Here is a 23,229-nt window from a genome sequence, read left to right on the forward strand (position 1 = left end):
TCTGAAGCTTACTCCTGCCATGGGATCATGACGAAGCTCAATATAATGCCAGCACCAGCAAAAACAAAGATTTTATCATTCATGAAAACGTTTTATAATATACAACAGTCGTATCCAGTTTTCCTTCTGCTGATTCTGCATAGTAAGGTATTCTGCCGCATTCTATATAACCATGTGAGAGGTAAAGCTGATTGGACACATCGCCTTCTCTTGTATCTAGAACTAACAAAGATCTCTTTTCCTGTTTAGCACGCTCTTCAGCTTTTTGCATTAATAATCGGGCGATGCCTTTTCTTCGATAGTCCGGATGAGTGATGAGCTTTGCGATTTCTGCCCGATGGAGTCCATTTTGCTTTGTGCATAAATGCAGCTGCACACTGCCTGCAATTTCTTGATTCACTTTCGCGATTAGTAAAATTACACTGGGTTCTAATACCCTTTCCCAATATTCTTGTGACTGAGAAAGGTTCATAGGCGGAAGAAACCCTATTGATGCGCCTGCCTCTACTGTCTTAATCAAAAGATCAGAAAGCTGGTCAATATTCTCTTTTACCGATTTTAATTCTGCAATTTCCACTTCGTATGACAGGTTAAACTCCTCCATTCTTCTTTTAGTAAAAGGGGTAGCACTAAGGAGACTGTCGCCAGTTTTTTGCTTTGAATCGTCAAAAGTGGCAGCACTACTGGGATTGGCGCCACTTTTTAAGCTTTGAATCGTTAAAAACGGTAACACTACTGGGATTGACGCCACTTTTTAAGCTTTGAACCGTTAAAAGTGGCAGCACTACTGGGATTGACGCCACTTTTTAAGCTTTGAACCGTTAAAAGCGGTACCACTACTGGGATTGACGCCACTTTTTAAGTTTTGAATCGTTAAAAGTGGTAGTACTACTGAGACTGACGCCACCTTTTAAGCTTTGAACCGTTAAAAGTGGTAGCACTATTGGGACTGACGCCATAAGTTCAAAGTAAAAAGCAGGCAGAAAAAAAACATTCTTTTTTATGCTTCATTTAAGAGTTTTATCAGACAGCTACCAATTAGATTACAATTTTCAGGATTCTCCGCTCTTCTTTTCTCTTTTAGATACCCTGAAAAAGAACAGCTCATAAACCACAGGAACGACAATCAAAGTCAGCAATGTGGATGACGTCAGACCCCCAATAACGGTCACGGCTAATCCCTTTGAAATCAATGTTCCTGATGAAGTTGTTAAGGCAAGCGGTATGAGCGCTGCGATTGTTGCAAATGCTGTCATGAGGATCGGGCGCAGCCTCGTTTTTCCTGCTTCGATCAGCGATTCGCGGATTGTGTATCCTCGGCCGCGATTTTGACCAATTCTGTCTACAAGGACAATCGCATTTGTTGTCACAATTCCGATCAGCATGAGGAATCCAATCATGACACTGACGGATAAAGGTTCTTTAATCAAGAAAAGCGAAAGCAGTGAGCCAACTGGAACAAATATGAGCGATGATAAAATAATAAATGGAATCCGCGCCTGGCCAAATGTCACGAGCATCGTTAAATAGACAAGGCCGATTGCAACGACAATGGCGATTCCAAGCGACTGGAAGATTTCCACTGTATCGTCATTTCCTCCGCCGCTCGTCAGGGAGACGCCATCCGGCAGATTAAGTTTTTCTACACCTGCTTTAACATCTGCAGAAACGGTCTGCACGTTATCCCCTTTTACCTGCCCTGATACGCGTGAGTATACTTTGCCGTCTAGTTTTTGGATCGATGTGAAAGCATCCACTTCTTCTACAGCGGCAATTTCAGATAGAGCAACAGGTCCTTTTTGAGAAAAAATCTGTACGTCTTCTAATTCTTCTTTTGATTGAAGTTCTTGATCAAAACTAAGCTGAACCTCTTGCTCTTTCTCATTTAAATTTAATGTACCAACCGTAACAGGCTTTGTTTGATCACTGACTGTACCAAGAATCTGGAAGCCTGATAAACCATACTCACTTGATTTTTCAGGATCAATTTTCACAAGAAATTGCTTTTGTTTTTCACTGAAATTGTTCGTGACATATTTTAAATCATCATTATTCTTTATGTAGTCTTCGACTTGTTTAGATGCTTCCTGAAGGGCATTTAAATCATTTGAAAACAGGTCGACGTCAACATTGTTATTGGACGGTGGTCCGCCGGTCGAAAGCTCCTGAACACTGATTTTCAGATCTGCCTTTTCCTCATCTGAAATAGCTTCCATTTGCTGTTCGAGCGATTTAATTGTTTTTTCAACGCTTGCGTCTTCTGTTAAGTTAACAAAATAGCTTGCCTTATTTTCAAGGCGGAGTCCAGTCGCAAAATCTCTTGCACCTACTGCAGCTGTGACTTCAGCTATCTCTTGCTGCTCACCAAACATTTCTTCCATCTTCATTGAAATTTCATTTGTTATTTCCAAAGATGCCGATGACGGCAGCTCGATTGAGGCAGTAAGCGTTTTGGATTCCTCATTTGGAATAAAAGTAAATCCAAGGGATGGCACCACGGTAAAGGAACCGGCAAGCATCACAACAGATATCAGCAAGATAATCAGCTTGTGATTCAATGATTTTTCAATCATGAGGCCATACCAGCGCTGCAAGGCGCCCTCTTTCTCTTCTGCAGGAACCTTCTTAAATGAAAATTTAGCTAAAATCGGAACAATGGTAATGGAAACAAGCAATGATGCCAGTAAGGAGAAAATAATCGTTAAGGCAAACGGCAAGAAGAACTTCCCGGTCACGCCTCCTACAAAACCAATCGGCAAGAACACGACTACTGTAGTAATAGTAGAAGATGTGATCGCCTTCAGTATTTCTTTTGTGGATTCAAGGATGACCTTATCCGACATTCCTTCATTTGACTTGCGCACACGCCTGAAGATGTTTTCGATTACCACTATACTGTCATCAACGACACGCCCCACAGCTACAGCCATCCCCCCAAGTGTCATGATGTTAAGGGAAATATTAAGCTGATTCAGGAAAATCGCGGCAATTAATAAAGACAATGGTATGGAAACAACCGCTATAATCGTTGCACGAGCATTGCGCAAAAATACGAGCACAGCTATAGATGCAAACAACGCTCCTAAAAGACCTTCCTTAACCAGGGTTGAAACCGATTTTTCAATATCCTTTGCTGAATCAATTCCAATCGCATAATCAATTTGGCTGTCATATTTTTTAAGGACGTTCATGACTTTATCAGCCACTTCAACTGTATTTGCATCTTGTTTTTTCGTGATGGCCATAGAAAGGGAATCTTTCTCGTTAAAACGGGCCAATTCACTTTTTTCTGTAATGGCCTCAACCGCTGCAACATCTTTCAGGCGAATTTCTGCTGGCTGAGAAGGCAGAGCTTCAGTGCCAGGCTGGGATTCAGCACCTGATTGAGGCACCGGACCTGCAGGAGCACCTCCTCCTGCAGGTGTTAACACAAGATCTTCAAGCTTTGCAACGGAATCCAGGCTTTCTTCCACCCGAATCGGGATTTGCTCCTCATTTTGTGTTAATTCTCCTGCTGGGAAGGAAAGATATTTCTCATTGATCTGATCCTTGATGCTGCTTAAGGCAAGACCTGCTTCCACAGCTTTCTCTTTATCCACTGTAATTTGAACGAGATTATCCGTCAGTCCTGCAACGGATACATTATTGATGCCCTGAATTTTATTAAGTTCTGGAATCACATCATCTTTTAACAAAGCTTCAATACTTTCCCCATCCTTGCTGAACAGAGAGATATTATAAATCGGAAAAGACCCAAATGATAAACGGTTCAGTTTAATTTCTGTCTCATCCGGAATTCCTGCTTCTTCTATCACCGAATTAACTTGCTGCTCTAATTTATCAAGGTCGGTATCAAAAGGAAATTCCAGATTGATAATCCCAATGCTGTCATAAGCAGAGCTTGTCATTTTCGTGACACCTTCAATAGAGTCCAGCTGATCTTCAAGCTTTGAAATGACCTGTTCGTCCACGTCGTCCGGTGATGCACCTGGATAGACAGCTTCGATTGAAATTTGCGGAAATTCAATATCAGGAAACTGATCGACTTTTAATTTTGAAAAGGAATATATCCCTCCAAGAATCAATAAAAACGAAATAATAAATACAGCAACAGCGTTCTTAAGGCTAAATTTCGTTAAAAAATTCATCTGCCGGCTCCTTATCCTAATTGAAATATATATGTTGAGTGATTTAAATCACTTATTTTCCCTATCACTTGATAGATTTTTATACGTAAAAATAAACCTTAACTCTTTTGATTCCATTTGTTAAAGTTCATTTCGAGCCTCTTTAAAAGATGGTGAGGCTAACCCATATAAGATAACTTTTGTGTAGAGCTTTGCCTGATCTTTAGCCATTTTCTCTTTATGCTGCTTATCTGAATCATTTGTGGAAATTAAATTTAATAGAAGATATGCGGACGCTACCGGATAAGATCCGAATTCATCCGGGTTCCGGATCTCACCTTGCTTTACTCCCCGTTCGAAAATCGAAGCTATCGGAGCCTGATACGCATCGATCCACCATGTTTTAATTTTGCTGCGATGGCTTGCGTCCAGTTCTTTTTCAATATCCCTGAACATTTGACTGATCGATGCAGGTTTATTTATCAGGATATAATACGTCACTTGATACAGGCATTCCTCCAAATCATCACATCGTTTAATAATTCGCTCAAGTGCTGTCTGCATGTCAAAAAGCTCCGAGCGGAGAACCTCTAAATAAAGAGCCTTCTTGTTTTTAAAATGATGATAGAGAGTTGGCTGAGTCAGTCCGCAGGCATCCGCAATATTCCTTGTCGAAACCGCTCTGAAGCCATGTTCCATAAAGAGATCATGTGCTACCCTGACGATTTTATAATGAGTATTCTTTTTTTGTTCTAAATCCTCTGCCATTCGCAAAATCCCTTCCCATAAAAACCTATCACTTGATAAAATCATAAACGGCTTATTAAGTTACGTCCATTTTAAATGTGCAGCGATTTCATTTCGTCAATGACTTGTCCCACCAATGATTCATTTTGAGGCTTTCCAGGATCAGCATTGATCATGACCGCAATCCCGCTTTGTCTGCCCGGATAAGCAATCACCATACATTGAAACCCAACTCCCCATCCTTTTGAGACAAAATATGGTCCTCTTTCATCGTTCATTAGAAATACACCCAGGCCGGCAGCCTTCTCACTTCCAAAACCCGTTAACATCAAACGAGCCAAATCTTGTTCCAGGAATGAATTCTTTTCCCCGACCCAAGAATCCGTAACCGAGAGTGCTAATTTCGCCAAGTCAGTTGGTGTTGACCATAAACCTGAGCCTGCCAAATAAGGATAATAAGCCCGCTTTCCCTCGACTGTTTGTCCATACTTGCTATGTCCAGCAGCTGCATTTACATGAAGTGTCTTGATTTGATCATAATAATTCCAATAATATGTATCCTTAAGCCCCAAAGGAGACATAACATGCTTCTTCATCACAGCGGGAAATGACTCTCCAGTCACATCTTCTACAACTTGCTCAATTACACAATAACCTGCATCTGAATAGGAAAACTCACTTTCCGGAACATAAGAAACATGAAGAGGCTGAGAATGGTACCGGGTTTTCCCTTTAAATATATCAAGCATAGTTGGACGAGGATCCTGCTCCTGATATATGTCGAAGCTGCCTTCTGGATCTATAAAGCCTCCTTGATGTGCAAGCAAATTTCGCAGCGTCACCTTTTTTTGCTTTGTAAAGTGATTTTCAGGAATGTGCCATGAAGTTAAATAGTTGTTTACATCTTCTTCTAAATCCAGCATCCCATCCTGAACTAAACGCAGTATACCCAGGGCAGTGGTCATTTTGCTGATCGAACAGGCATGAAAAAGGGTGTTTGAAGTTACCATGTTTGAAGTGCCTGCTTCTACTGCACCATACCCCTTGTTTACGGCTATTTTTCCTTCTTTGAAAACCGCCAGCGCCAATCCGGGGATATGCTGCTGATCCATTGTTGAATGTATATTCTGCAGGTTCAAACTCATTTTATCCCTCATTTCTTATTCACTTTCTCCAATTGCATGAACTACCTGATTTTTTATATTGGTTTATATCTTTTATCAAACTCAGGATTGATCTTTGCCAAAATTCAGGTTGTGTGAGATCTAAATGAAAATGTTTTTTTATTAGCTGCTCAAGCGGCAGCATGCCAGTTTCACTTAAAAATCCTTGGAACTTTTTGCAGAAGTCATCATTGCCTTTAGATATGTCCAAAAGACCAATACTTAATAAGAAACCGAAAGAGTACGGATAATTATAAAAAGGTACATCAGCTTGATAAAACTGTCCATATTTAATCCACACATATGGTTCATATTCACTCAACCCATTGCCAAATGCTTTTTCCTGACTTTGCAGTGAAAGCTTTTCCACCTGCTTAACATCTAACTGTCCATTTTTCCTGCACTCATAAAAAGCGTTTTCAAATAAGAAAGCTCCTCTAATAGACATGAGATAATTTAGACTTCGTTCAATCTTCCATCCAAGAATCGCTTTTTTCAGTGACTCATCTTGTGTGTCTTCAATGACATAATCAATAAATGCAGTTTCAAAAAAGATAGAAGAAGTTTCCGCCATTGTCATTTCGAACGTTTCTTCTGAAAAACGCAGGGATGGAACTACTTTCATTTGCTGAAAGTGCCAAGCATGACCTAATTCGTGTGCAAGTCTTCTGGCACTGTCTATGCTATTATCATAGCTTAATGAAATTCTTGACTCTCCTTCGACAAGAAAGGGAGCACAGAAACCGCCAAATGGTTTTGTTTTACGTTGTTCTGCATCTACCCAGCCTTTTTTAATAACTTCTTTTATGTATTCGGAAATATTGCTGTCAATGGTTTGAAGAGACTTAATGATTCCTTCAATAGCCTGTGAGAACGTAAATTTAAGAGACACATCCTCAGGGGTACTCATTAATTCATGCCATGTAAGTTTGTCTTTCCCTGCTTCTTTGGCTTTTATTATTAGAAACTCAGAAAGTTCTTTTGATTTATAATCTACTGCATCCCACATGGCATTAAGAGTTGTGCTTGATATCCCATTCAATTTTAAAGATTCATCAAGGTAATGAACATTTCTAATCCGGTTCTCATTAAGCCTTAGTCCAACCATTTGATTATATATAGATGCAAACTCGTTTGCCTGTTTTCCCAGAGAACGGTTTAGTTCATTAAAAATAAGGAGTCTTTTTGATGAATCGGAGTGAGACATTGCTAAATGACTGGCTTCACTAAAAGTAAATTCCTTTTCTTCATCACCAAGATTCATTCTAACTACTAAATTATTTCGTATTTGTTCATACACTTCTTGCATATGACTTAATGTTTCTCCGGCAAAACTTGATCTATTTTTTTCCTCTATACTTATTCTTTTGCCTTTAAATAAATCTGTTATTAACCGTTTTTCAATAATACTGCTAGCCCATACATCAAATTCTTTTTTACTCATTTTGTATAGCGTTTCTTGCAAATTAGACAAAATAAAACGAACTTGTGATTTTAAGGTTGATATGCTGCCATTAATAGATGTTAAGAGGGAGGGTTCTACATTTTCTGTTGTTAAACAATAATAAAATGATTCAACTGATTCAATCTGTTTCATTATTTTTGAAAGAGTTAATAATTCGTTTTCTTTTAAGAATTTTGATACAGAATATGTCTCCAAATCTGTTAATTTTTCTTTGATACTATTTATGTGCTTACTTAATTTTTCTAGATCGAATCCATACAATAGGTTATTTAAATTCCAGCGTGTCTGAGAATTGATTGTTTCCATTCCCCCGGCCCCCCATTTAAATCATTAGCTTACATCCAATTATTTCAAAACAAATCCTTAACCACAATCATTATTTACAAAAAAAGAAGCCTATCTTTTTACAGATAAGCTCCATGCTGGTCAGTTTGATCGATCATATTTAAATGGAATAATAAAATTCATAGAAATGTATGTGTTCTGTAGATCTAATCCATGAAGAAAATCAATTGTCATTTAATCGGATTCAATTCCAAATAATCTAGTTTTAACAGGATCTACTTCATTTGACAGCGTATCAGAAAGAAATGAAACAGATTGCAATCGAGTATCTTTGCAATCGCGGAATAGAATACTCCAATTGTCATTCCCCATTCTCACAATTTTTTCATCTTGTAGAATTATATGCTGGTGCAAGAGCTTACCTATTATTGAAGGATTCACATTATTGAATGGTAAGTGAATTTCCATCTGACGAATACTGGTATGATTCTCTTCCGTTACAACCTCTCTTCTTTTTTGTAATTCAATCTTTACCTTCCAAGGTGTAGATACAAAAGTTCTCCGTTCATCTTCGTTGACTTTCCATTTCATCTTTTTAGCTCGTCCAATGATCTGTTCATATTCTGCTGAATTCACTAAAAATCCAATATGGTCAAAAATGTCTCTTCTTCCCGTAACCAAATGTAATATTTGTTTGGCCTTTTACCATTTCAATAATTCTAAATGTGATATCTTTCTGCCTAAAATCACTCCATTTTAATGGAGGATTAAATGCTTCTAATTTCTCTTTATATCGGCCAACTCTTAAAGTGACGTTAAATCCATATTTCTCATAAAACTCTTCCATTTCTTCCACTTTGCCTGTCCACCAGTGATAATGAAATAAATCCATTAAAATCTCCCTTCAACCGTCAGGTCGTTGATATATACAACAATTATTTACAGCTTACCTGTTAAGTGAACGATCGGCTTCAGTGGTTTGAATGAATGACAGTACTACTTTAGATGTATAGAGATATTTTCTCGTACACATTTGAATAAGGTTAGGTTGAACTGCTGCAATCGCCCCCGATCGGAATAACTTGAATCATTCATTTTACAATCAGACGTTTATTTCTTAAGGAAATATAATCATTCTCCTTTTCATCAAACTGAAGTTTAAATCCCTTAGCTTTATATACTGGAATCCCTTGAAGGTTTTTTTTCGTTTTAACACTGATTCAAACAATTAGTCATCTCAGTGTTGAAACTAATATCCCGTAGGTAAAGAAATAATGATTGAAGTCCCTTTTTGCGGTTCACTTTCAATTGTAATCCTGCCTTGATGCAGCTGAATAATCTCTTTTACAATGGAAAGGCCAAGACCTGTCCCTTCTGTTTTTCGGGTTCTTGCTTTATCTGCACGATAGAATCTCTCAAACGCCTGTTTCTTCTCTTCCTCAGACATTCCAATCCCCTCATCGGTGATCATGATGATAACCTGGTCATCACGGCTATTTGTTTCGATGTGAATGCTGCCACCTTGTTCACTATACTTAACGGCATTACTAATAAGATTTTCCCAAACTGTTAGAAGCAAGGCCACATTTCCTTTTATTTTTTCTGCTTTTAAAGAGTGTGAGAGGCTCATCTCTTTTTCTTCTAATTTCCACCTGTACCGGTTAATCGTGTCCAGCCATTGTTTATTGATTGAAACCATTTCCTGGTCTTGAAGCGCAAGCGATTCATCCAAAACGGTTAATGCCAGCAGCTGTTTGGTTAATTCAGACAGTCTGGACGTTTCTTGTTGAATGATGGTCTGATAGGCAATTTGTTCTTCTTTTGTCACATCGGGCTTCTTCAATAACGCAAGGTAGCTTTGAATAGTATGCAGCGGTGACTGAATATCGTGCGAAACATTATTGACGAACTCTTTTCTTTTAGTCATCAGCTGTTTAATTTGCAGACGCATCGCATCAAAACTTTCAGCTAATTGACCAATCTCATCTTTGCGTGAAATGTTAATCGGTTCATCAAACGATTCAGCAGCCATTTTTTTCGTCACATTGGTCAAGTGAGAAATGGGATGGATTAATTTCCTGGCAGCGATAATCATGCCAAAAACACTTAAGAGCAGAAGGCCGATCGCAAGACCGCCAAATAATAACCGAAGCTCTCCAAACAGCATTCCGATGTCGGGCCGTATAAAAAGAGCATATTTTGCTCCATCCGCTTCCACCTGCACACCGACTGAATTTTTCAGCTCATTTGCAAAAAATCCAGTCACAAACGTTTCTCTCGGATAGTCTCGCATTCCATGATAAACTTCACCATCAAGAACAGATGAAATGACTTCTTTGGGCAATGTTTTATCCCGGTACTCTCCCCCATAGAAAGAACCGCTTCCGCTTTGATCCTCTACATAAAGCTGATAGCCTGCTGAACCGAGCATTTTTAAAGCATCACTCATCTGATCAGAAGTCAAATCCTCTAAGTATGCGGACATCTTAGATGCAACCACTGCATTTTTCTTGTCATTTTCTTTTTTCAAAAACTGGTGATAATACGTATTCATCACAAAAAAGGATGTAAAGCTGCTGATGATCATTGTAATGAGAGTAAACCATACGAATTTCAGGTAAAGGGAATGGGTCATGTCAGCTCCTCCAGCTTATACCCGACTCCGCGGACTGTTGTAATTCGAATGTCTGGCGCATTGCTTGCGAGCCTGCTGCGGATTCTTTTAATATGAACATTGACGGTCTGGTCATCTCCTGCGTAGTCTATCCCCCACACACTTTCAATGATTTGTTCGCGCGTAAACACATGATTTGGGTGTGATGCAAGTAGACGAAGGACTTCAAATTCTTTAAGCGGAAGCATCAGTGTCCCGCTTTCCGTCTGAACTTCATAGCTCCTGCGGTCAATTTTAATGGAACCAATGATCAGAATCTCATCCTGGGGTTTCTGATATCTTCTTAAAATAGCTTGTATTCTATATAATAATTCTTTGAATTCAAATGGTTTTACGACATAATCATCTGAACCTGACTGAAATCCTTTTTCTTTGTCTTCTATGTGATGTCTTGCTGTTAATAAGATAACTGGTACGTCGCAGAACCTCTTCATTTCTTTTGTTACTTCGAATCCATCCAAACCTGGCATCATAATGTCAATTACAGCTAAGTCAACCGCCGTTTCATTTATTAAGGAAAGAGCTTCTTTCCCTGAATAGGCAGGGATTGCATCATACCCTGCACGGTTTAACTCGATCAGGATATATTTCACCATATCCTGATCATCGTCCACTACTAAAATTCGTTTCATGTTCTCTTCCCCTCATAATTAAAACCTATTGCCTTTAATATCGGCAGCCTTTTTCAAAAGATACCTATCTAATTAAAAACCATCCCGTCCCTCATTGTCACGACGTTGTCTGCATATACTAGCATTTCTTCGTCGTGAGTAACCATCAGTGTTGTAATCTTCATTGTTTTTGTTAATTGTTTAATTAACTTCATGATATCGTTTGATCTTTTAGAATCAAGGCTTGCCGTAGGTTCATCTGCAAATATGATTTTTGGTTTATGAATCAAAGCTCTCGCTACTGCTGCTCTCTGTTTTTCTCCTCCTGATAAAGATTGTGGATAAGCATCCTTGCGATGATACAAATCTGTCAGTTTAAGAAACCGTTCTGCTTCGTTTCTCTGTTCCTGTTTCTTAAGCTTTGTTTCAGAGAGGCTCAGCATAAGCATAAGCTGTTCTTGGACCGTAAGAAAGGGGACCAGATGGGAGGATTGAAAGATATAGCCAAACTGATTGGCTCTCAATTTCCTGATTTGGTCCTGACTCATTTCCGTTACATTTTCCCCTTTAAAATAGATACTGCCCTGTGTCGCACGCTGCAGCCCGGCCGCAATTGTCAAAAGTGTACTCTTCCCTGAACCTGACGCTCCTACTAATGCCGTTATTTCACCTTCATTAAGTGATAAACTGATCCCTTTTAATACCTGTTCTTCTGCTTCTCCATTCATGAACGCTTTCTTCACATCATTCAGCTGGAATATTGTCATTTTACCCTTCCCCCTGTTGGATGGCTTTTAATGGTTCGACTTTTTTTATTTGAATACCTGATAAAGTAGCCCCTATGAACCCTACTGCAGCAAAAACGAGTGATAGCTGAAGACTGGTTTCTGCCGGCAAATAAAATGGCAGGCCTTCAGGAGCAACGCTTTCTAAAACTTGACTTAAAAGAACGGATATACTTAGAGAAATGAGTGTGATGATGATCATTTGACTCCACATCATGACAAATAATGATCTCGTTTTCATCCCAATGGCTTTTAAGATTCCGTACAATCCAATTTTTTGAACGTTCATCATGTAGAAAAAAATGGTGAACAGCATGCCGCTTATCACAATTAAGAACCATGAAATCATATTCAAGGACAGCTGTTCCGCGCTGTAGCTTGGTATTGTGCTGAGAAATTCATCATTTGTAAATGACTGAAGACCGGTAAAGGATAGTGTCTCATCTTTCAATGGAAGAAAGATGAATTGCATTTCATTTTGCCTGAAGATTTCTTGATAATCTTCTTGATTGATAAAAGCTGCAGGTGCATGGCTGAATTTTTGATGATCTACAAACCCCTTTACAATGAGTTCTCCTTCATATTGATTGTTTTTTACCTTGTCTCCTATCTTCACTCCTTCTTCTTTTAAGGAACGATCTACAATAACTTCTCCTTTTTGGACCTCGTCAAAAAATGGCGATTGAGCTGCTGCTGTCACAAAGGCCACACTATACTGCTTATCTTGATTATCGTTTATAAAACCCATTTGGATGGCAAGAGCAGCTGCATTTTTATTTTCCGCAAGGATCTTTTCCTCGATCTCTTTATCAATCTTAGAAGCGAGATAATTTTCTTCCGCATCTGCATTCATGTAAAAATGACCATCAGGCAAATCTTTTATCAGTGAGGCATTATCTTGGGACAATCCATTTGAAAGCCCAGATATCATAAACGTCAGAAAACTCACTAAAAAAATAATGGATCCTAAGATGAGAAAACGAGCCTTGTTCTTTTTGATTTCCTTCCATGCCAGATTCATTTTCCTTCCTCCAATTCTTCTTGATAAGAAGAGTATAGGAGAGCAAGGTGAACAAAAGATGAACGGGAGATTACATTAAGCTGGTTTTTTCAAATAAAAAAAGCTAGAGCTCTTTTTCAGCTCTAGCCTTTTTATCGTTTTACTCTTTTCCTACAAGTCTGACAAGCATATGTGCCAATTGATGGCGCTGCTCCTTCTCGCCTGCTTTCCAAAGCTCCTGAAGCAATTTTTCCTCACGATTTCTAGGTTCCTCATTTTCAGCAAGGTAAGCTGCTACCTTTTCTGCTGTTTTGGCTAATTGCTCCTCACTTAATCCCAGTTTTTCACCAAGTGCAACTCGTTTTCCGAGGTATTGTTTGAAATTTTCAAAGCTCCCCAGAATATCTTCCATTTTTTCATCCGGAATTGTGGCAATTCGGCTTTCCACCTTTTCTGTTTCAAGACTTTCATTCTTATCAATAATATGATTTTTTTCTGACATTTAAATCCATTCCCTTCTGTTATCTTTTTATAACGTCGTTCTATTAGTATAAGTACCCGCTTTTATCCTATCGAAACTCTCCAACTCTTTACTGCTACTCTAAGTTGAAAAACAGAAATTCTCCTCCAAATTTTCGTATAAAACCCATTTTTTAACTAAATACTAACTTTTATTACTGACAATGGGGGAAAACATGCGAATTCAGCCGGGAATTGCTCCTATACATATTTATTTCTTGATTATCATGTCTTCCGGATTAGTTAATCACGTTCTTATCATACCGCTTATTCTTTCGGCTGCCGGCCGGGACTCGTGGCTTAGTGTTGTTGTTTCGATTGTGCCTTATATCATTTGGATCTTATTAATTGGAGCCGTTATCAAAAAGATCGGAAATCAAAACTTTTTAGAGTATGTGAAAACTCGTCTTGGAAGTGTACCCGTATTTTTATTAACTGTAATCTTGATTCTCTATTTTTATTGTAATGCAGCTATAACCTTCAGAGATACCGTTACTTGGACAAAAACCAATTATTTAATGAATACCCCGCTGCTTGTTCTATGTATTTTGTTAGGCTTGCTGTGCTTTTTGGGGACATACAAAGGGATTCAGGAATTAAGCATTGTGACTATGATTGCCCTGCCGATGGTCGTTGCCTTCGGCTGTTTCATCGCAATTGGAAATATCCAGCATAAGGATTACTCCATGCTGCTGCCCATCGCCGAACATGGACCTGGACCTATAATAAAAGGCACAACCTTCGTTTTTTCTGGCCTTACAGAATTAAGCACGCTTTTATTTCTGGTCCATTATACAAATAAGCCTTTGAAATGGAAGCATATTTTCCTGGTGGCTTTTATCTTAATGGGTCTCATGATTGGTCCATTGATGGCAGCTATAGCTGAATTTGGTCCTTATGAGGCAAGCAAGCTCCGATATCCCGCCTTTGAGCAATGGAAGCTACTTACCCTCAGCAAAGAAATTACAAGAATGGATTTTCTTTCGATTTTCCAATGGATTTCAGGAGCGTTTATCCGCATCAGTTTATTGATGTATCTAGTAACACATCTCATTAAAAAGACGAAATATAGAATCTGGATTGTAAGTCTTTTATACATAATAGCAATCGGCTATACACTGGCTCCTATATCTAATCTTGTTATTTTTAAGTATCTTTATCATTACTTTTTCCCCTTCCAATTGTACGTTATCATTCCGCTGATCAGCTTCATCTGTCTTTACGTCCTATTTAAGAAATGAGGAAATGGTATGACCATAAATGAGACTGAGGCAAAACCGATCGAACTTAATGAATTCTTATCATCTTTTCAAAACAATATGGATGTGGTTATTAAGCGGCGTGTATTTTCCGACCTATCCTCTCTTGGTTATACGCTTTTGTTTTGCAAAGGGTTAACTGATGTTCAGATTATGGAGGAAACATTTCTTCCTTTCCTGACATCCATTATTCAGAAAGGTGAAGCTTTGGATTGTAAAAGTTTTAGTAACCGTTTTATAGTAAGTAAGCTTGCGCTGACTAATCAAAACTTGCAGATGATTGAACGAAACCTTTTTTCCGGTAACGTTCTCCTAATAAATGAAAATGAAAGCTATGTTTATTCAATTGAACTATCAAACACACCTAAGAGAACCCCTGAAGAATCCAACACGGAAATTTCGATCAGAGGTGCGAGAGATGGATTTATTGAGGATTTAGGAACGAATTTCGCCCTGATCAGAAAACGATTTAAATCTTCTTCCCTGCATAGTAAGTCATACACAATAGGAAGAAGAAGCCAAACTTCTGTTTCTTTGCTGTATGTTTACGATATTATCGATCAGGATCTAGTAAAACGGGTTGATCAACGTCTCTCAAAGTTAGATATTGACGTTTTAGTGAGCAGCAGTGATTTAGAAGAATCCTTATCAGATAGTTATTTTTCGATTTTTCCTTTGCTTGATAATACAGGACGTCCTGATTATGCGGTTCAATCCTTAGTTCAGGGTCATTTCATCATCATTGTAGATGGATCCCCAACAGTCCTTATAGGACCAGCGTCTCTCAAGGTCACTTTAAAATCACCTGAGGATGCAAATGCAAGTTTTTATATGGTTACTTTTGAGCGGCTTCTGCGTTTCACGGGCTTATTTACAACAATTTCACTCCCTGGTCTGTGGGTTGCGCTGACTACCTTTCACCAGGATCAGCTTCCATACCCTCTGCTTGCGACTCTTACTCTTTCTCGAACGGGACTGCCTTTATCCTTGCCGCTTGAAATGATGATTATGGTCATATTGTTCGAATTGTTCAAAGAAGCTGGTGCAAGGCTGCCAAGAGCCGTCGGTCAGACTGTAGCTGTACTTGGAGGATTAATCGTAGGCGATGCGGCCATTCGGGCTGGCCTGACATCACCTACTACACTAGTCGTAGTCGCAATTACTATGATTGCAAGCTATACATTCGTGAATCAGTCCTTAAGCGGGAATTTGCTTTTTTTACGTGTTTATACTCTCTTAATGTGCGGGATGTTTGGATTGTTCGGCTTCTTTGTAGCAATGCTGAGTATCTTTTTACTTTTGGGATCATTGCGCTCATTTGATTATCCTTACTTGTCATCCTTTGCTTCACCAAATGTTCCAGATTTTCTAAAATCATTTCTCAAACTGCCTTTTCCGCTCATGAAACAAAGAGATAAATCGATGTTTACGCAGGACTCTTCCCGTCAAGGAGACAACAATGATCACTAAACAGTTAAAACTTATTATTTTGCTATCTTCGATTTGTTTATTGCTGAGCGGATGCTGGGGAAGCCGGGGAATCAGCGATCAGCTTTATATTGAGGCATTAGGAGTCGATTATAAAGACGGCAAGTATATTGTATACACGGAATCTGCCATTTTTTCTTCCATTGCAAAGCAAGAAGGAGGCGGATCCCAGCCTTCTGAGTCCCCTGTACTTGTAGGGAAAGAGGAAGCTGAGAGCTTAACCATGGCATTCAGGAAATTGGAGAAGGCATCACAATTTCCGCTTTATTATGGTCATATACAGGTAATTTTGCTCAGTGAGAGAGTTATTAATCAAAAATTAGAAGAAGTAATATCCCATATAGGCCATGATCCGTTAATCAGGTTTACCTCTTGGGTATTCGGAACTTCAGAGGAATTATCAGATGTATTAAAAACGAAGTCTCTATTCAATCAGGCACCTACCTATAAAGTCCTGTTTCATCCTGACATCATGCTTAGCCGCAATCATGCTGTCAATCCTTTAAATATGCAGATGCTGTTAAGAGGAGGAAATGAACCCTATGGTTCGATCCTGATTCCAAATGTTTCTATCACAGAGGGGCAGTGGCACGAAGATGAAAAAAAGCCCCCCACTCCGCATGTAAATGGAGGTTTCATTGTATCAAAGATGAAATCTAAGGGATTCATGCCTTATGAAGATCTTCATGGATTACAATGGTTAACAGAACAGCAAAAAGAAAATAAGCTGGAAATCACCCATGAAGAAACAGTTGTTGAACTCTTGGTGAAGGGCTATAAAATCACGCTTAATGAACCTGTAAAGGACGGATTGCACTATACGGTCCAGTTGAAAACCAAGGCTTTCATTGATGAAAGTACAGATGAACCTTCCCTTGCCAGTTTAAAGAAAAAAATCCAACAGGAAATTAAAAACGATGTGCAGCGCACGTTTGAAAATGGACTGAAACTGGATGCAGATTTATACAATCTGACAGAGACCACTTACCGAAAATCTCCGTCCCTTGTAAAAAAATATAAACTCCAGGGAGATTCTTTGTCTGACATTCAGGTAGAAGTTGTCATTGTGAATGCAGGAAGCCAGAAATACAAATAGTAAAAACCCAAAGAGTACCTTTATTCCAGAGAAAATAGAATCCAGGACTATTCTGCTGTCCTGGATTCTTTCATGCAGTCTAATTTCCTACGCCCCCGAACGTTCTACCCCCGCTACAACCAAAATAGCACCTATAAAAAATAGGTCAACCAGAAAAATCTGATTGACCTTATAATACGATCGCCCCCTATAGTTTAAGTACATCTCCTCACAATCTTGTTTTTGATGCCCATCTAAGTTCACTTACATTTTGAAGTAGCTGAACATGATTTACATATATGCAGTTGCTGGTTCATTATTAAGCTCTTCAATTGTAATAAAATTAAAACGAACTTCTTGTTCTTTTCCTTGAGGACTACACGCATAAACGCCTGCTAAAACAGTTGAATTTTCAGGCACATCTAAGTGAGCGATTCTAATTTGGTTCCATACTTCTCCGTTCAAAGAAAAGTCAACATAACAATTTTGTCCAATTTTGGATATGCGGTAATATAAATGAACATCTTTATAGTCTACATATTGTGTAGACCAATCCGAATAGCCTCTATTAGTTACAACTGCTCCTAACTTGCTTAAACCATCTGGTATGTACTCTAAGGAAGTTTTCACCCATATGTCTTCCGAAAATCTAATCATCAATCCTGCTTGGTCATACTTAGATTTTGGCAATGCCTCAACTCTTGTTGTCATTCTGAAGTTCTTGTCAGTTTTGATATAGAGAAAATGTCCATTATCAACCTGAAAACCGTAGTGAGTTTTTTGCCAATAATCAGTTTCTTGGTCTGTTTCTAAAACAAGTTGAGAAGATTTTTTGTCTAAAAACCATTTCTTGGGTTCACAACGCCATTCCAGCATCTTATTTAAACTTGCACTATTAAAATTCTCGTTTAGTATCCAATTTTTGTTCAAAGTACATTCTCCTATTACTTTATGTTAATACCTTACTGTTATTGCCCTGTTCTCCAAATATAGCCAGGAACAATAAATCAGCCAAAAAATTAACAGAATTAACTATAGAAACGGCTTAGCTTAAAACGGAGTTCTCTTTCTTATTCAATTAAAGCCCCCGATTGATGAAGATTAAACTCTTTCAATCCCTTGTCCAGAAACAACAAAATGAGGGCTTTTTTCTCTTGGGTTAAAGAACCTCCAATGCTCACTATCCTCATCGTCTTCTGAACTGTCTGGAAAGGTTTCTAACTTATAACCATTTGATAAAATGGCCGCGAATCCCCCGAAATCATCTGCTTTAATTTCTTCTACTATTAATTGTTCATTATCGTTAAAAAAAGATTTAATCCGTTCATCAAATCGATTGTTACCTTGAATATCCCAATCAAAATCCTCATCAAGGTCGTCCCACAACGAGATTGGAGAATAGAAATCGCGAGAAGCTATAACAATTTTGTTTTCTAATATAATCCTCCACGAACATTGTATATGTAATGCATATTCTGCTGTTTCTTCTGTTTGGCCACTTCTAATAATTTGAACCATTTCTCCAAATCCCAGCCAGAATAGGTTAGAGGCTCTTCCTGCATACTGTAATTTCAAACCTTTTATTTTAACTAATTCAATTTCAATTGCTGCTCTCATTACTAGTCTCCTTGTTTTAAAACAGTGATTATTCCTTTTAAATTGCCCAATTCTTATCTAAAGGGTGATCACTATCTGCTGCTATCGCCCCCGTTTGTTGAAGATCATTAATGTTGTATTATTAAAGAAAAGCTACCCATTAGTTAAACAAGGGACCAACCAACATAGGTTTCGCACCTGAAATTATGTTCGAATTTACAACAAAAAAGCCAACATCAAGATATGTTGACTGTGCAGTTAATGTTTTGGTGCTCATAGGAAATTGTGACCATATACACAAAAAAATTAATCATTATCCTCAGTATAAGTATGTTTGCTATTAATTAGTGTCTGTAAATCTCCCCTATAGATTGTATCTTTCAATTCCTGTATCCTAAACGGAATCAAAGGGGAAAGATAGGGAACACCTAAAGATTTTAGGCTTACCATATAAATTATTTGAATTGTTGCAGCGATGATTAATCCGGTAAATCCAAAAAAATTAGCAATAATCAAAAAAAGGAGTCTTAAAGTATTTTCAGCAGCAAACATTCCTCTGTTAGCGAGGAGTAAACTAGTAATACTTGTTATACCTACTATTATGAGACTAACTGGATGAATTAGTTTTGCCGTAACAGCTGTTTCGCCTACTACGATTGTTCCGATTAAGGAAAGCAAAATCACTCCACTTTTCGGAATACGAAATGAAGCATCTATTAAAACTTTCGTGAAAAACAGAAGAAAAGCTATTTCCCAAAAGGTTGGCAATACCTCACCTTTAGTTATAATTGTCTTTGAAAGTTTGTTAGGTAAATCTTCTTTATGAAAATTTGCAATCGCAATATAAACACTAGGTAAATATGCTGCAAAGATAAAGCAAATCATTCTTAATATTCGATTTGTAAACCATCCCATTTTAATGTGATATTCATCTGGTGCCTGAAATAAATCCATAAAAAGTGTGGGTGCAATGATAGCATGAGGGGAACCATCTACTATTATTGCTACTCTTCCTTCATATAATGAGGATACAACTCCATCAGTTCGTCCTGAAGTTCTTGCTAAATTGAAAAATGTTTTTGGTTTTCCTTCCAATACATCTTCTACAACTTTTGAATTTAGTACATACTTTATTTTTAGACTTTTTAGCCTCTTTCGTACTTCTTTTAAAATTCCTTTATCAACAATACCTTCTATAAATAAAATGGAAACTGCTGTTTTGGAGATTGTCCCAAATTCCATTGCTTCTACACAGAAATCGGGAGTTTTTATTATACTTCTTAACAAATTGATATTTGTTTTCATTTGTTCTGTTAGTCCAATAACTGGTCCCTTTGGTGACCGTTCTCCTAGTGATTCTTCAAGACTTCTTTCCTTCCACTTGGCTGATGGTATGATAATTCCTTTCTGGGACCCATTAATCAAAATAATGGTATTTCCTTGTACGATAGCATCTATTAAGTCTTTGTACTGATTCGTGGTTTTCACATCAGCCGATTCAATAATTCTTTCGATCATTTCGTCAATAAGTGATTCATTAAACTCTACAGACTTGAACGGTTCTAATAATGGTTTGACAACAAATTCCTGTATGCGGTCTGAATCAATAATTCCATCCAAATAGACAATGTTGATTTCGAAAGAACCTTTGAAGCTGGTTTTTATTTTTCTTACGATAAGGTCAGATGTATGATGAAATGTATTCTTTAAATTGCTAATATTTTCTTGAAGGCATTCTTGCAATTCTTTTTTAATCATTCTATTTCACCCTTAAAGTGTTATTCACTTTAGTTTGTGGAACCATCTAAAATTTTATCCTTATTCAACTAAACTGATCTGTTAGTTTAAGTACATTTCTTCAAAATATCACACCAGATTTTTACACAATTATCTAGTTCTATTCAGAAGCCTTATACAATTAAACTGCCCTTTACTTTAATAAGAAGTGGCGACACTTTGGGAATTTCAAAATTTCTCATAATAATTTTTTGAAATTACCCTCCAAGCAAAAAGGATCTGGAAGCTTACTTTCAGATCCTGTCCATATTGAGGCTTTGAATTCCTTTATTTTCACATCAAGTCCTTATGAATTTTTCAGTGGTAACTATTTATTAATTCGTTTGTTAACTTCAATCGTAATGAACTCCGGCAAATAATTGGGAGTACATCCTTTTGATACCATTTCATCTTTGTAAAGACCCGTTTTCTCACCAAGTTTAATACAACGTGCTCGATACTTTTCATCATAAACGCCTATCCAGCCTACGGTGAAATTCATAGCCCATTGAACTTCCGGTTCTTCCTGCGTAATAGTAGCTTCAATTGCAGACAGCAAATCTTCGGTGTTATCAGGCGGTGTTTGTCCAGTCCATCTCAATCGTCCTTGATAATACCAGAAAGCTCGCCTTTGAAGAGCAGAAGGACTATTTTCCCATGACTCCATCAATGCAATGTTCTTCTTGTCTTTAGTGAGCTGATTAGCCATTAACCAATCCATTAAGTTATTTCGCTCATTAAATGTGTGAGTCTTCATATCCTTGTCAAGCTTATTTAATACATCTTGTGAAAGAAGTTTTTTGTCCATAATTAAGATTGCCAATTGTCTGGGTAAAAACTCTCCGGTTGACCAAAGTTCCATAGCTAGCTCGTGATCTTTTTTAATGTCCTTCGCGATTTTTCGCAAGTCGCCTAGCTTAGTTTTACTATTGATTTGAGATAGAATGTTTTCAGCTTTTGATGAGCGTTTTATTTCTATGCTTTTATTTTTATTCATTTGACACAACTCCTTATTAAAGCACTGTTTCATAATATGTCATTGGCAGGATATATCAATAACTAAATTTTGTTATAAGTTTTATTGCATACAATTGTACCATAACAATGTAAAAGGAGTGGTTCATTTCGCCGTTACTTTTGTTACGGTTCCCGACTACTAGTGCTAAACTACATATTCAACAATCTGGCCCTTTTGTAGAAGAACTTCAGATTCCTCTTATTCCGTTAAACTGCCCTATTGCTGAATAACTGTTTTTGTTCAAATATGGATTTAAATTCCCTCATAAAACATCACAATAAATAGCACTTGGAATTCTATGTAATATCCATTAGATTAAAGAACCTTGCTAATTTTTGTATGTTAATTCTTATGCTAATTCGGTAAAATTCAGTTATATCAAGGTGCTTGAATAGAACAATCGATTAAAGATTGTTCTGCAGTTTCAATTCCTAATTACGGATTTTGCACCACAATAAGGAACCCGTTAGCATCTAACAGCTCTTTTCGTTTCTCAAATTCTTTTCAAACTAATTCAACTTTGATCATTTTTCTCATAATTCCAGACAGATCATTTAGAACATAGATTCATTAGATTATCACTTAACCGGATACCAAATCCTTTCTCCGATAAACACTTAAAACAATTCCAATTAATACAGCATTCAACAATACCGGCATCAAACCGTAGCTGATAAAAGGCAGATTCATAGCTGTCATCGGGAAAAAGCCGAGTGCCATGCCAATATTTGATAATACTTGAATGGAATAAAGAGAAACCGCTCCGATCAGCAGGAGTCTTCCATAAGAACCTTTAATAGACGGAATAACTGCAGCTATTCTTGCTGCAAAGAGCGAGAGCACTATTATAAGGAATCCTGAGAAAAGCCAGCCAAATTGAGAGGTTAAGGCGACAAATACAAAATTAGTGGCAGCATCCGGCATGGATCGTTCAATTGAAGGGTTGCCGAACCATCCCGCTTCAGATAAAAGCTCCCGTAAATGTAGAATCATATAACCTGATGAATCGGAATACTTTTCTGGATTCAAAAAACCAAACATCCTGTATTTAAATTCTAGAGATTGATATTTAAAGGATAAAATCAACATAAGAGTGAGACTAGCTGCAGCAGCACCAAAAATTTTAAGAATTGTCCGCAGACTGAATTTACTATATCCTACCATCGCAAATAGCATAACCGAGTATAGATAGGCAGATGAAACACTGGGTAAAGTAAAAAATAAGTAAACCGGAAAAAGGAATAATAATCCATAATGCCAAATTTTAAAATTCTCATGATTGAAAAATGTTGCCCAAGCGAGCAAAAAGAAAGGCAGCGCCGTCAGGCTTTCAAGACTAAAAGCACCAATAGTTAAAGCGTAGTTCCCGTTTATCGTACTATTTGGAAACGATTGAATCAGCAGAAGGATAATGACCCCCGCAGCATAAAACATCCACCCGAATTTCTCAAGCTTCCGGTAATCAACTAGCATAAGGGCAAACGCCGCTGCCGCTCCTATTAGAACCATAAACACTTTATTTAGAACATTTACATATTCCCCTGAAACCTCCCTTTCACGAATTTAGACGACTTTCCTGTATGAAAAGTTTTACAGATTGATAGTTTTCATAAAAAAACGGCTGGGCCGCTGCCAAGCCGG

At 37.8% G+C, this 23,229-nt stretch carries 20 protein-coding genes; 3 read left to right on the forward strand and 17 right to left on the reverse strand.

Annotation, left to right across the window (positions count from 1 at the left end; genetic code table 11):
- Positions 1–79 precede the first annotated feature (79 nt).
- The 12 genes from AC3ISE_RS12490 to AC3ISE_RS12545 form a co-directional block, all read right to left on the reverse strand.
- Positions 80–604 carry a GNAT family N-acetyltransferase gene (locus tag AC3ISE_RS12490; protein WP_489221221.1) on the reverse strand — a complete coding sequence of 175 codons (525 nt, stop codon included), beginning with the start codon at positions 602–604 and terminating at the stop codon, positions 80–82.
- 448 nt (positions 605–1,052) lie between these two features.
- Complete coding sequence (locus tag AC3ISE_RS12495) at positions 1,053–4,148, reverse strand: efflux RND transporter permease subunit (RefSeq protein ID WP_489221222.1); 3,096 nt, start codon at positions 4,146–4,148, stop codon at positions 1,053–1,055.
- Positions 4,149–4,268: 120 nt separating this feature from the next.
- Complete coding sequence (locus tag AC3ISE_RS12500; RefSeq protein ID WP_489221223.1) at positions 4,269–4,895, reverse strand: TetR/AcrR family transcriptional regulator; 627 nt, start codon at positions 4,893–4,895, stop codon at positions 4,269–4,271.
- A 71-nt stretch (positions 4,896–4,966) separates the two neighbouring features.
- Positions 4,967–6,019, reverse strand: coding sequence for a serine hydrolase domain-containing protein (locus AC3ISE_RS12505; protein WP_489221224.1), 1,053 nt, complete (start codon positions 6,017–6,019; stop codon positions 4,967–4,969).
- 19 nt (positions 6,020–6,038) lie between these two features.
- Complete coding sequence (locus AC3ISE_RS12510) at positions 6,039–7,808, reverse strand: M3 family metallopeptidase (protein WP_489221225.1); 1,770 nt, start codon at positions 7,806–7,808, stop codon at positions 6,039–6,041.
- A 213-nt stretch (positions 7,809–8,021) separates the two neighbouring features.
- Positions 8,022–8,378, reverse strand: a complete 357-nt coding sequence (locus tag AC3ISE_RS12515) for a hypothetical protein (RefSeq protein ID WP_489221226.1) — start codon at positions 8,376–8,378, stop codon at positions 8,022–8,024.
- 61 nt (positions 8,379–8,439) lie between these two features.
- Positions 8,440–8,679 carry a hypothetical protein gene (locus tag AC3ISE_RS12520; protein ID WP_489221227.1) on the reverse strand — a complete coding sequence of 80 codons (240 nt, stop codon included), beginning with the start codon at positions 8,677–8,679 and terminating at the stop codon, positions 8,440–8,442.
- Positions 8,680–9,036: 357 nt separating this feature from the next.
- Positions 9,037–10,422, reverse strand: coding sequence for a HAMP domain-containing sensor histidine kinase (locus AC3ISE_RS12525; protein ID WP_489221228.1), 1,386 nt, complete (start codon positions 10,420–10,422; stop codon positions 9,037–9,039).
- The gene (locus AC3ISE_RS12530; protein ID WP_489221229.1) at positions 10,419–11,093 is read right to left on the reverse strand and encodes a response regulator transcription factor; all 675 of its coding nucleotides are present in this window, start codon (positions 11,091–11,093) and stop codon (positions 10,419–10,421) included. Before AC3ISE_RS12530 ends, AC3ISE_RS12525 begins: the two co-directional genes overlap by 4 nt.
- A gap of 68 nt (positions 11,094–11,161) precedes the next feature.
- Positions 11,162–11,839: an ABC transporter ATP-binding protein gene (locus AC3ISE_RS12535; RefSeq protein ID WP_489221230.1), complete on the reverse strand. Its 678-nt coding sequence runs from the start codon at positions 11,837–11,839 to the stop codon at positions 11,162–11,164.
- A gap of 1 nt (position 11,840) precedes the next feature.
- Entirely contained in the window at positions 11,841–12,878 is a 1,038-nt protein-coding gene (locus AC3ISE_RS12540; RefSeq protein WP_489221231.1) for an FtsX-like permease family protein, read from the reverse strand.
- Positions 12,879–13,017: 139 nt separating this feature from the next.
- Positions 13,018–13,359 (reverse strand): DUF3243 family protein, encoded by a 342-nt coding sequence (locus AC3ISE_RS12545; RefSeq protein WP_489221232.1) that lies wholly within the window; start codon positions 13,357–13,359, stop codon positions 13,018–13,020.
- Between the two features lie 193 nt (positions 13,360–13,552).
- On the opposite strand from AC3ISE_RS12545, the gene AC3ISE_RS12550 reads away from it, so the two are divergent.
- Genes AC3ISE_RS12550 through AC3ISE_RS12560 form a run of 3 tightly spaced genes read left to right on the forward strand, consistent with a single transcriptional unit; the run spans position 13,553 to position 17,219 of the window.
- Positions 13,553–14,617 (forward strand): GerAB/ArcD/ProY family transporter, encoded by a 1,065-nt coding sequence (locus AC3ISE_RS12550; RefSeq protein WP_489221233.1) that lies wholly within the window; start codon positions 13,553–13,555, stop codon positions 14,615–14,617.
- Between the two features lie 9 nt (positions 14,618–14,626).
- On the forward strand, positions 14,627–16,105 hold the full coding sequence (locus tag AC3ISE_RS12555; protein WP_489221234.1) for a spore germination protein: 1,479 nt from the start codon (positions 14,627–14,629) through the stop codon (positions 16,103–16,105).
- On the forward strand, positions 16,095–17,219 hold the full coding sequence (locus tag AC3ISE_RS12560; protein WP_489221235.1) for a Ger(x)C family spore germination protein: 1,125 nt from the start codon (positions 16,095–16,097) through the stop codon (positions 17,217–17,219). The genes AC3ISE_RS12555 and AC3ISE_RS12560 overlap by 11 nt, the downstream gene beginning before the upstream one ends.
- A gap of 270 nt (positions 17,220–17,489) precedes the next feature.
- Here AC3ISE_RS12560 and AC3ISE_RS12565 read toward each other — a convergent pair whose 3' ends face one another.
- The 5 genes from AC3ISE_RS12565 to AC3ISE_RS12585 form a co-directional block, all read right to left on the reverse strand.
- A complete protein-coding gene (locus tag AC3ISE_RS12565) occupies positions 17,490–18,128 on the reverse strand; it encodes a DUF1349 domain-containing protein (protein WP_489221236.1) in 639 nt (212 codons plus the stop codon).
- 171 nt (positions 18,129–18,299) lie between these two features.
- Positions 18,300–18,815: a hypothetical protein gene (locus AC3ISE_RS12570; protein ID WP_489221237.1), complete on the reverse strand. Its 516-nt coding sequence runs from the start codon at positions 18,813–18,815 to the stop codon at positions 18,300–18,302.
- A 285-nt stretch (positions 18,816–19,100) separates the two neighbouring features.
- The gene (locus tag AC3ISE_RS12575; protein WP_489221238.1) at positions 19,101–20,552 is read right to left on the reverse strand and encodes a spore germination protein; all 1,452 of its coding nucleotides are present in this window, start codon (positions 20,550–20,552) and stop codon (positions 19,101–19,103) included.
- 346 nt (positions 20,553–20,898) lie between these two features.
- The gene (locus tag AC3ISE_RS12580) at positions 20,899–21,567 is read right to left on the reverse strand and encodes a DNA alkylation repair protein (RefSeq protein WP_489221239.1); all 669 of its coding nucleotides are present in this window, start codon (positions 21,565–21,567) and stop codon (positions 20,899–20,901) included.
- Positions 21,568–22,170: 603 nt separating this feature from the next.
- A complete protein-coding gene (locus AC3ISE_RS12585) occupies positions 22,171–23,151 on the reverse strand; it encodes an FtsW/RodA/SpoVE family cell cycle protein (protein ID WP_489224332.1) in 981 nt (326 codons plus the stop codon).
- Between the last annotated feature and the right edge of the window lie 78 nt (positions 23,152–23,229).

This window comes from Metabacillus sp. KH_069, from assembly GCF_057838075.1.

Excerpts from the sequence above, each read along its gene's own strand:
- AC3ISE_RS12490 (WP_489221221.1), bottom strand. The coding sequence starts at position 604 with ATGGAGGAGTTTAACCTGTCATACGAAGTGGAAATTGCAGAATTAAAA.
- AC3ISE_RS12495 (WP_489221222.1), bottom strand. The coding sequence starts at position 4,148 with ATGAATTTTTTAACGAAATTTAGCCTTAAGAACGCTGTTGCTGTATTT.
- AC3ISE_RS12500 (WP_489221223.1), bottom strand. The coding sequence starts at position 4,895 with ATGGCAGAGGATTTAGAACAAAAAAAGAATACTCATTATAAAATCGTC.
- AC3ISE_RS12505 (WP_489221224.1), bottom strand. The coding sequence starts at position 6,019 with ATGAGTTTGAACCTGCAGAATATACATTCAACAATGGATCAGCAGCAT.
- AC3ISE_RS12510 (WP_489221225.1), bottom strand. The coding sequence starts at position 7,808 with ATGGAAACAATCAATTCTCAGACACGCTGGAATTTAAATAACCTATTG.
- AC3ISE_RS12515 (WP_489221226.1), bottom strand. The coding sequence starts at position 8,378 with ATGAAATGGAAAGTCAACGAAGATGAACGGAGAACTTTTGTATCTACA.
- AC3ISE_RS12520 (WP_489221227.1), bottom strand. The coding sequence starts at position 8,679 with ATGGATTTATTTCATTATCACTGGTGGACAGGCAAAGTGGAAGAAATG.
- AC3ISE_RS12525 (WP_489221228.1), bottom strand. The coding sequence starts at position 10,422 with ATGACCCATTCCCTTTACCTGAAATTCGTATGGTTTACTCTCATTACA.
- AC3ISE_RS12530 (WP_489221229.1), bottom strand. The coding sequence starts at position 11,093 with ATGAAACGAATTTTAGTAGTGGACGATGATCAGGATATGGTGAAATAT.
- AC3ISE_RS12535 (WP_489221230.1), bottom strand. The coding sequence starts at position 11,839 with ATGACAATATTCCAGCTGAATGATGTGAAGAAAGCGTTCATGAATGGA.
- AC3ISE_RS12540 (WP_489221231.1), bottom strand. The coding sequence starts at position 12,878 with ATGAATCTGGCATGGAAGGAAATCAAAAAGAACAAGGCTCGTTTTCTC.
- AC3ISE_RS12545 (WP_489221232.1), bottom strand. The coding sequence starts at position 13,359 with ATGTCAGAAAAAAATCATATTATTGATAAGAATGAAAGTCTTGAAACA.
- AC3ISE_RS12550 (WP_489221233.1), top strand. The coding sequence starts at position 13,553 with ATGCGAATTCAGCCGGGAATTGCTCCTATACATATTTATTTCTTGATT.
- AC3ISE_RS12555 (WP_489221234.1), top strand. The coding sequence starts at position 14,627 with ATGACCATAAATGAGACTGAGGCAAAACCGATCGAACTTAATGAATTC.
- AC3ISE_RS12560 (WP_489221235.1), top strand. The coding sequence starts at position 16,095 with ATGATCACTAAACAGTTAAAACTTATTATTTTGCTATCTTCGATTTGT.
- AC3ISE_RS12570 (WP_489221237.1), bottom strand. The coding sequence starts at position 18,815 with ATGAGAGCAGCAATTGAAATTGAATTAGTTAAAATAAAAGGTTTGAAA.
- AC3ISE_RS12575 (WP_489221238.1), bottom strand. The coding sequence starts at position 20,552 with ATGATTAAAAAAGAATTGCAAGAATGCCTTCAAGAAAATATTAGCAAT.
- AC3ISE_RS12580 (WP_489221239.1), bottom strand. The coding sequence starts at position 21,567 with ATGAATAAAAATAAAAGCATAGAAATAAAACGCTCATCAAAAGCTGAA.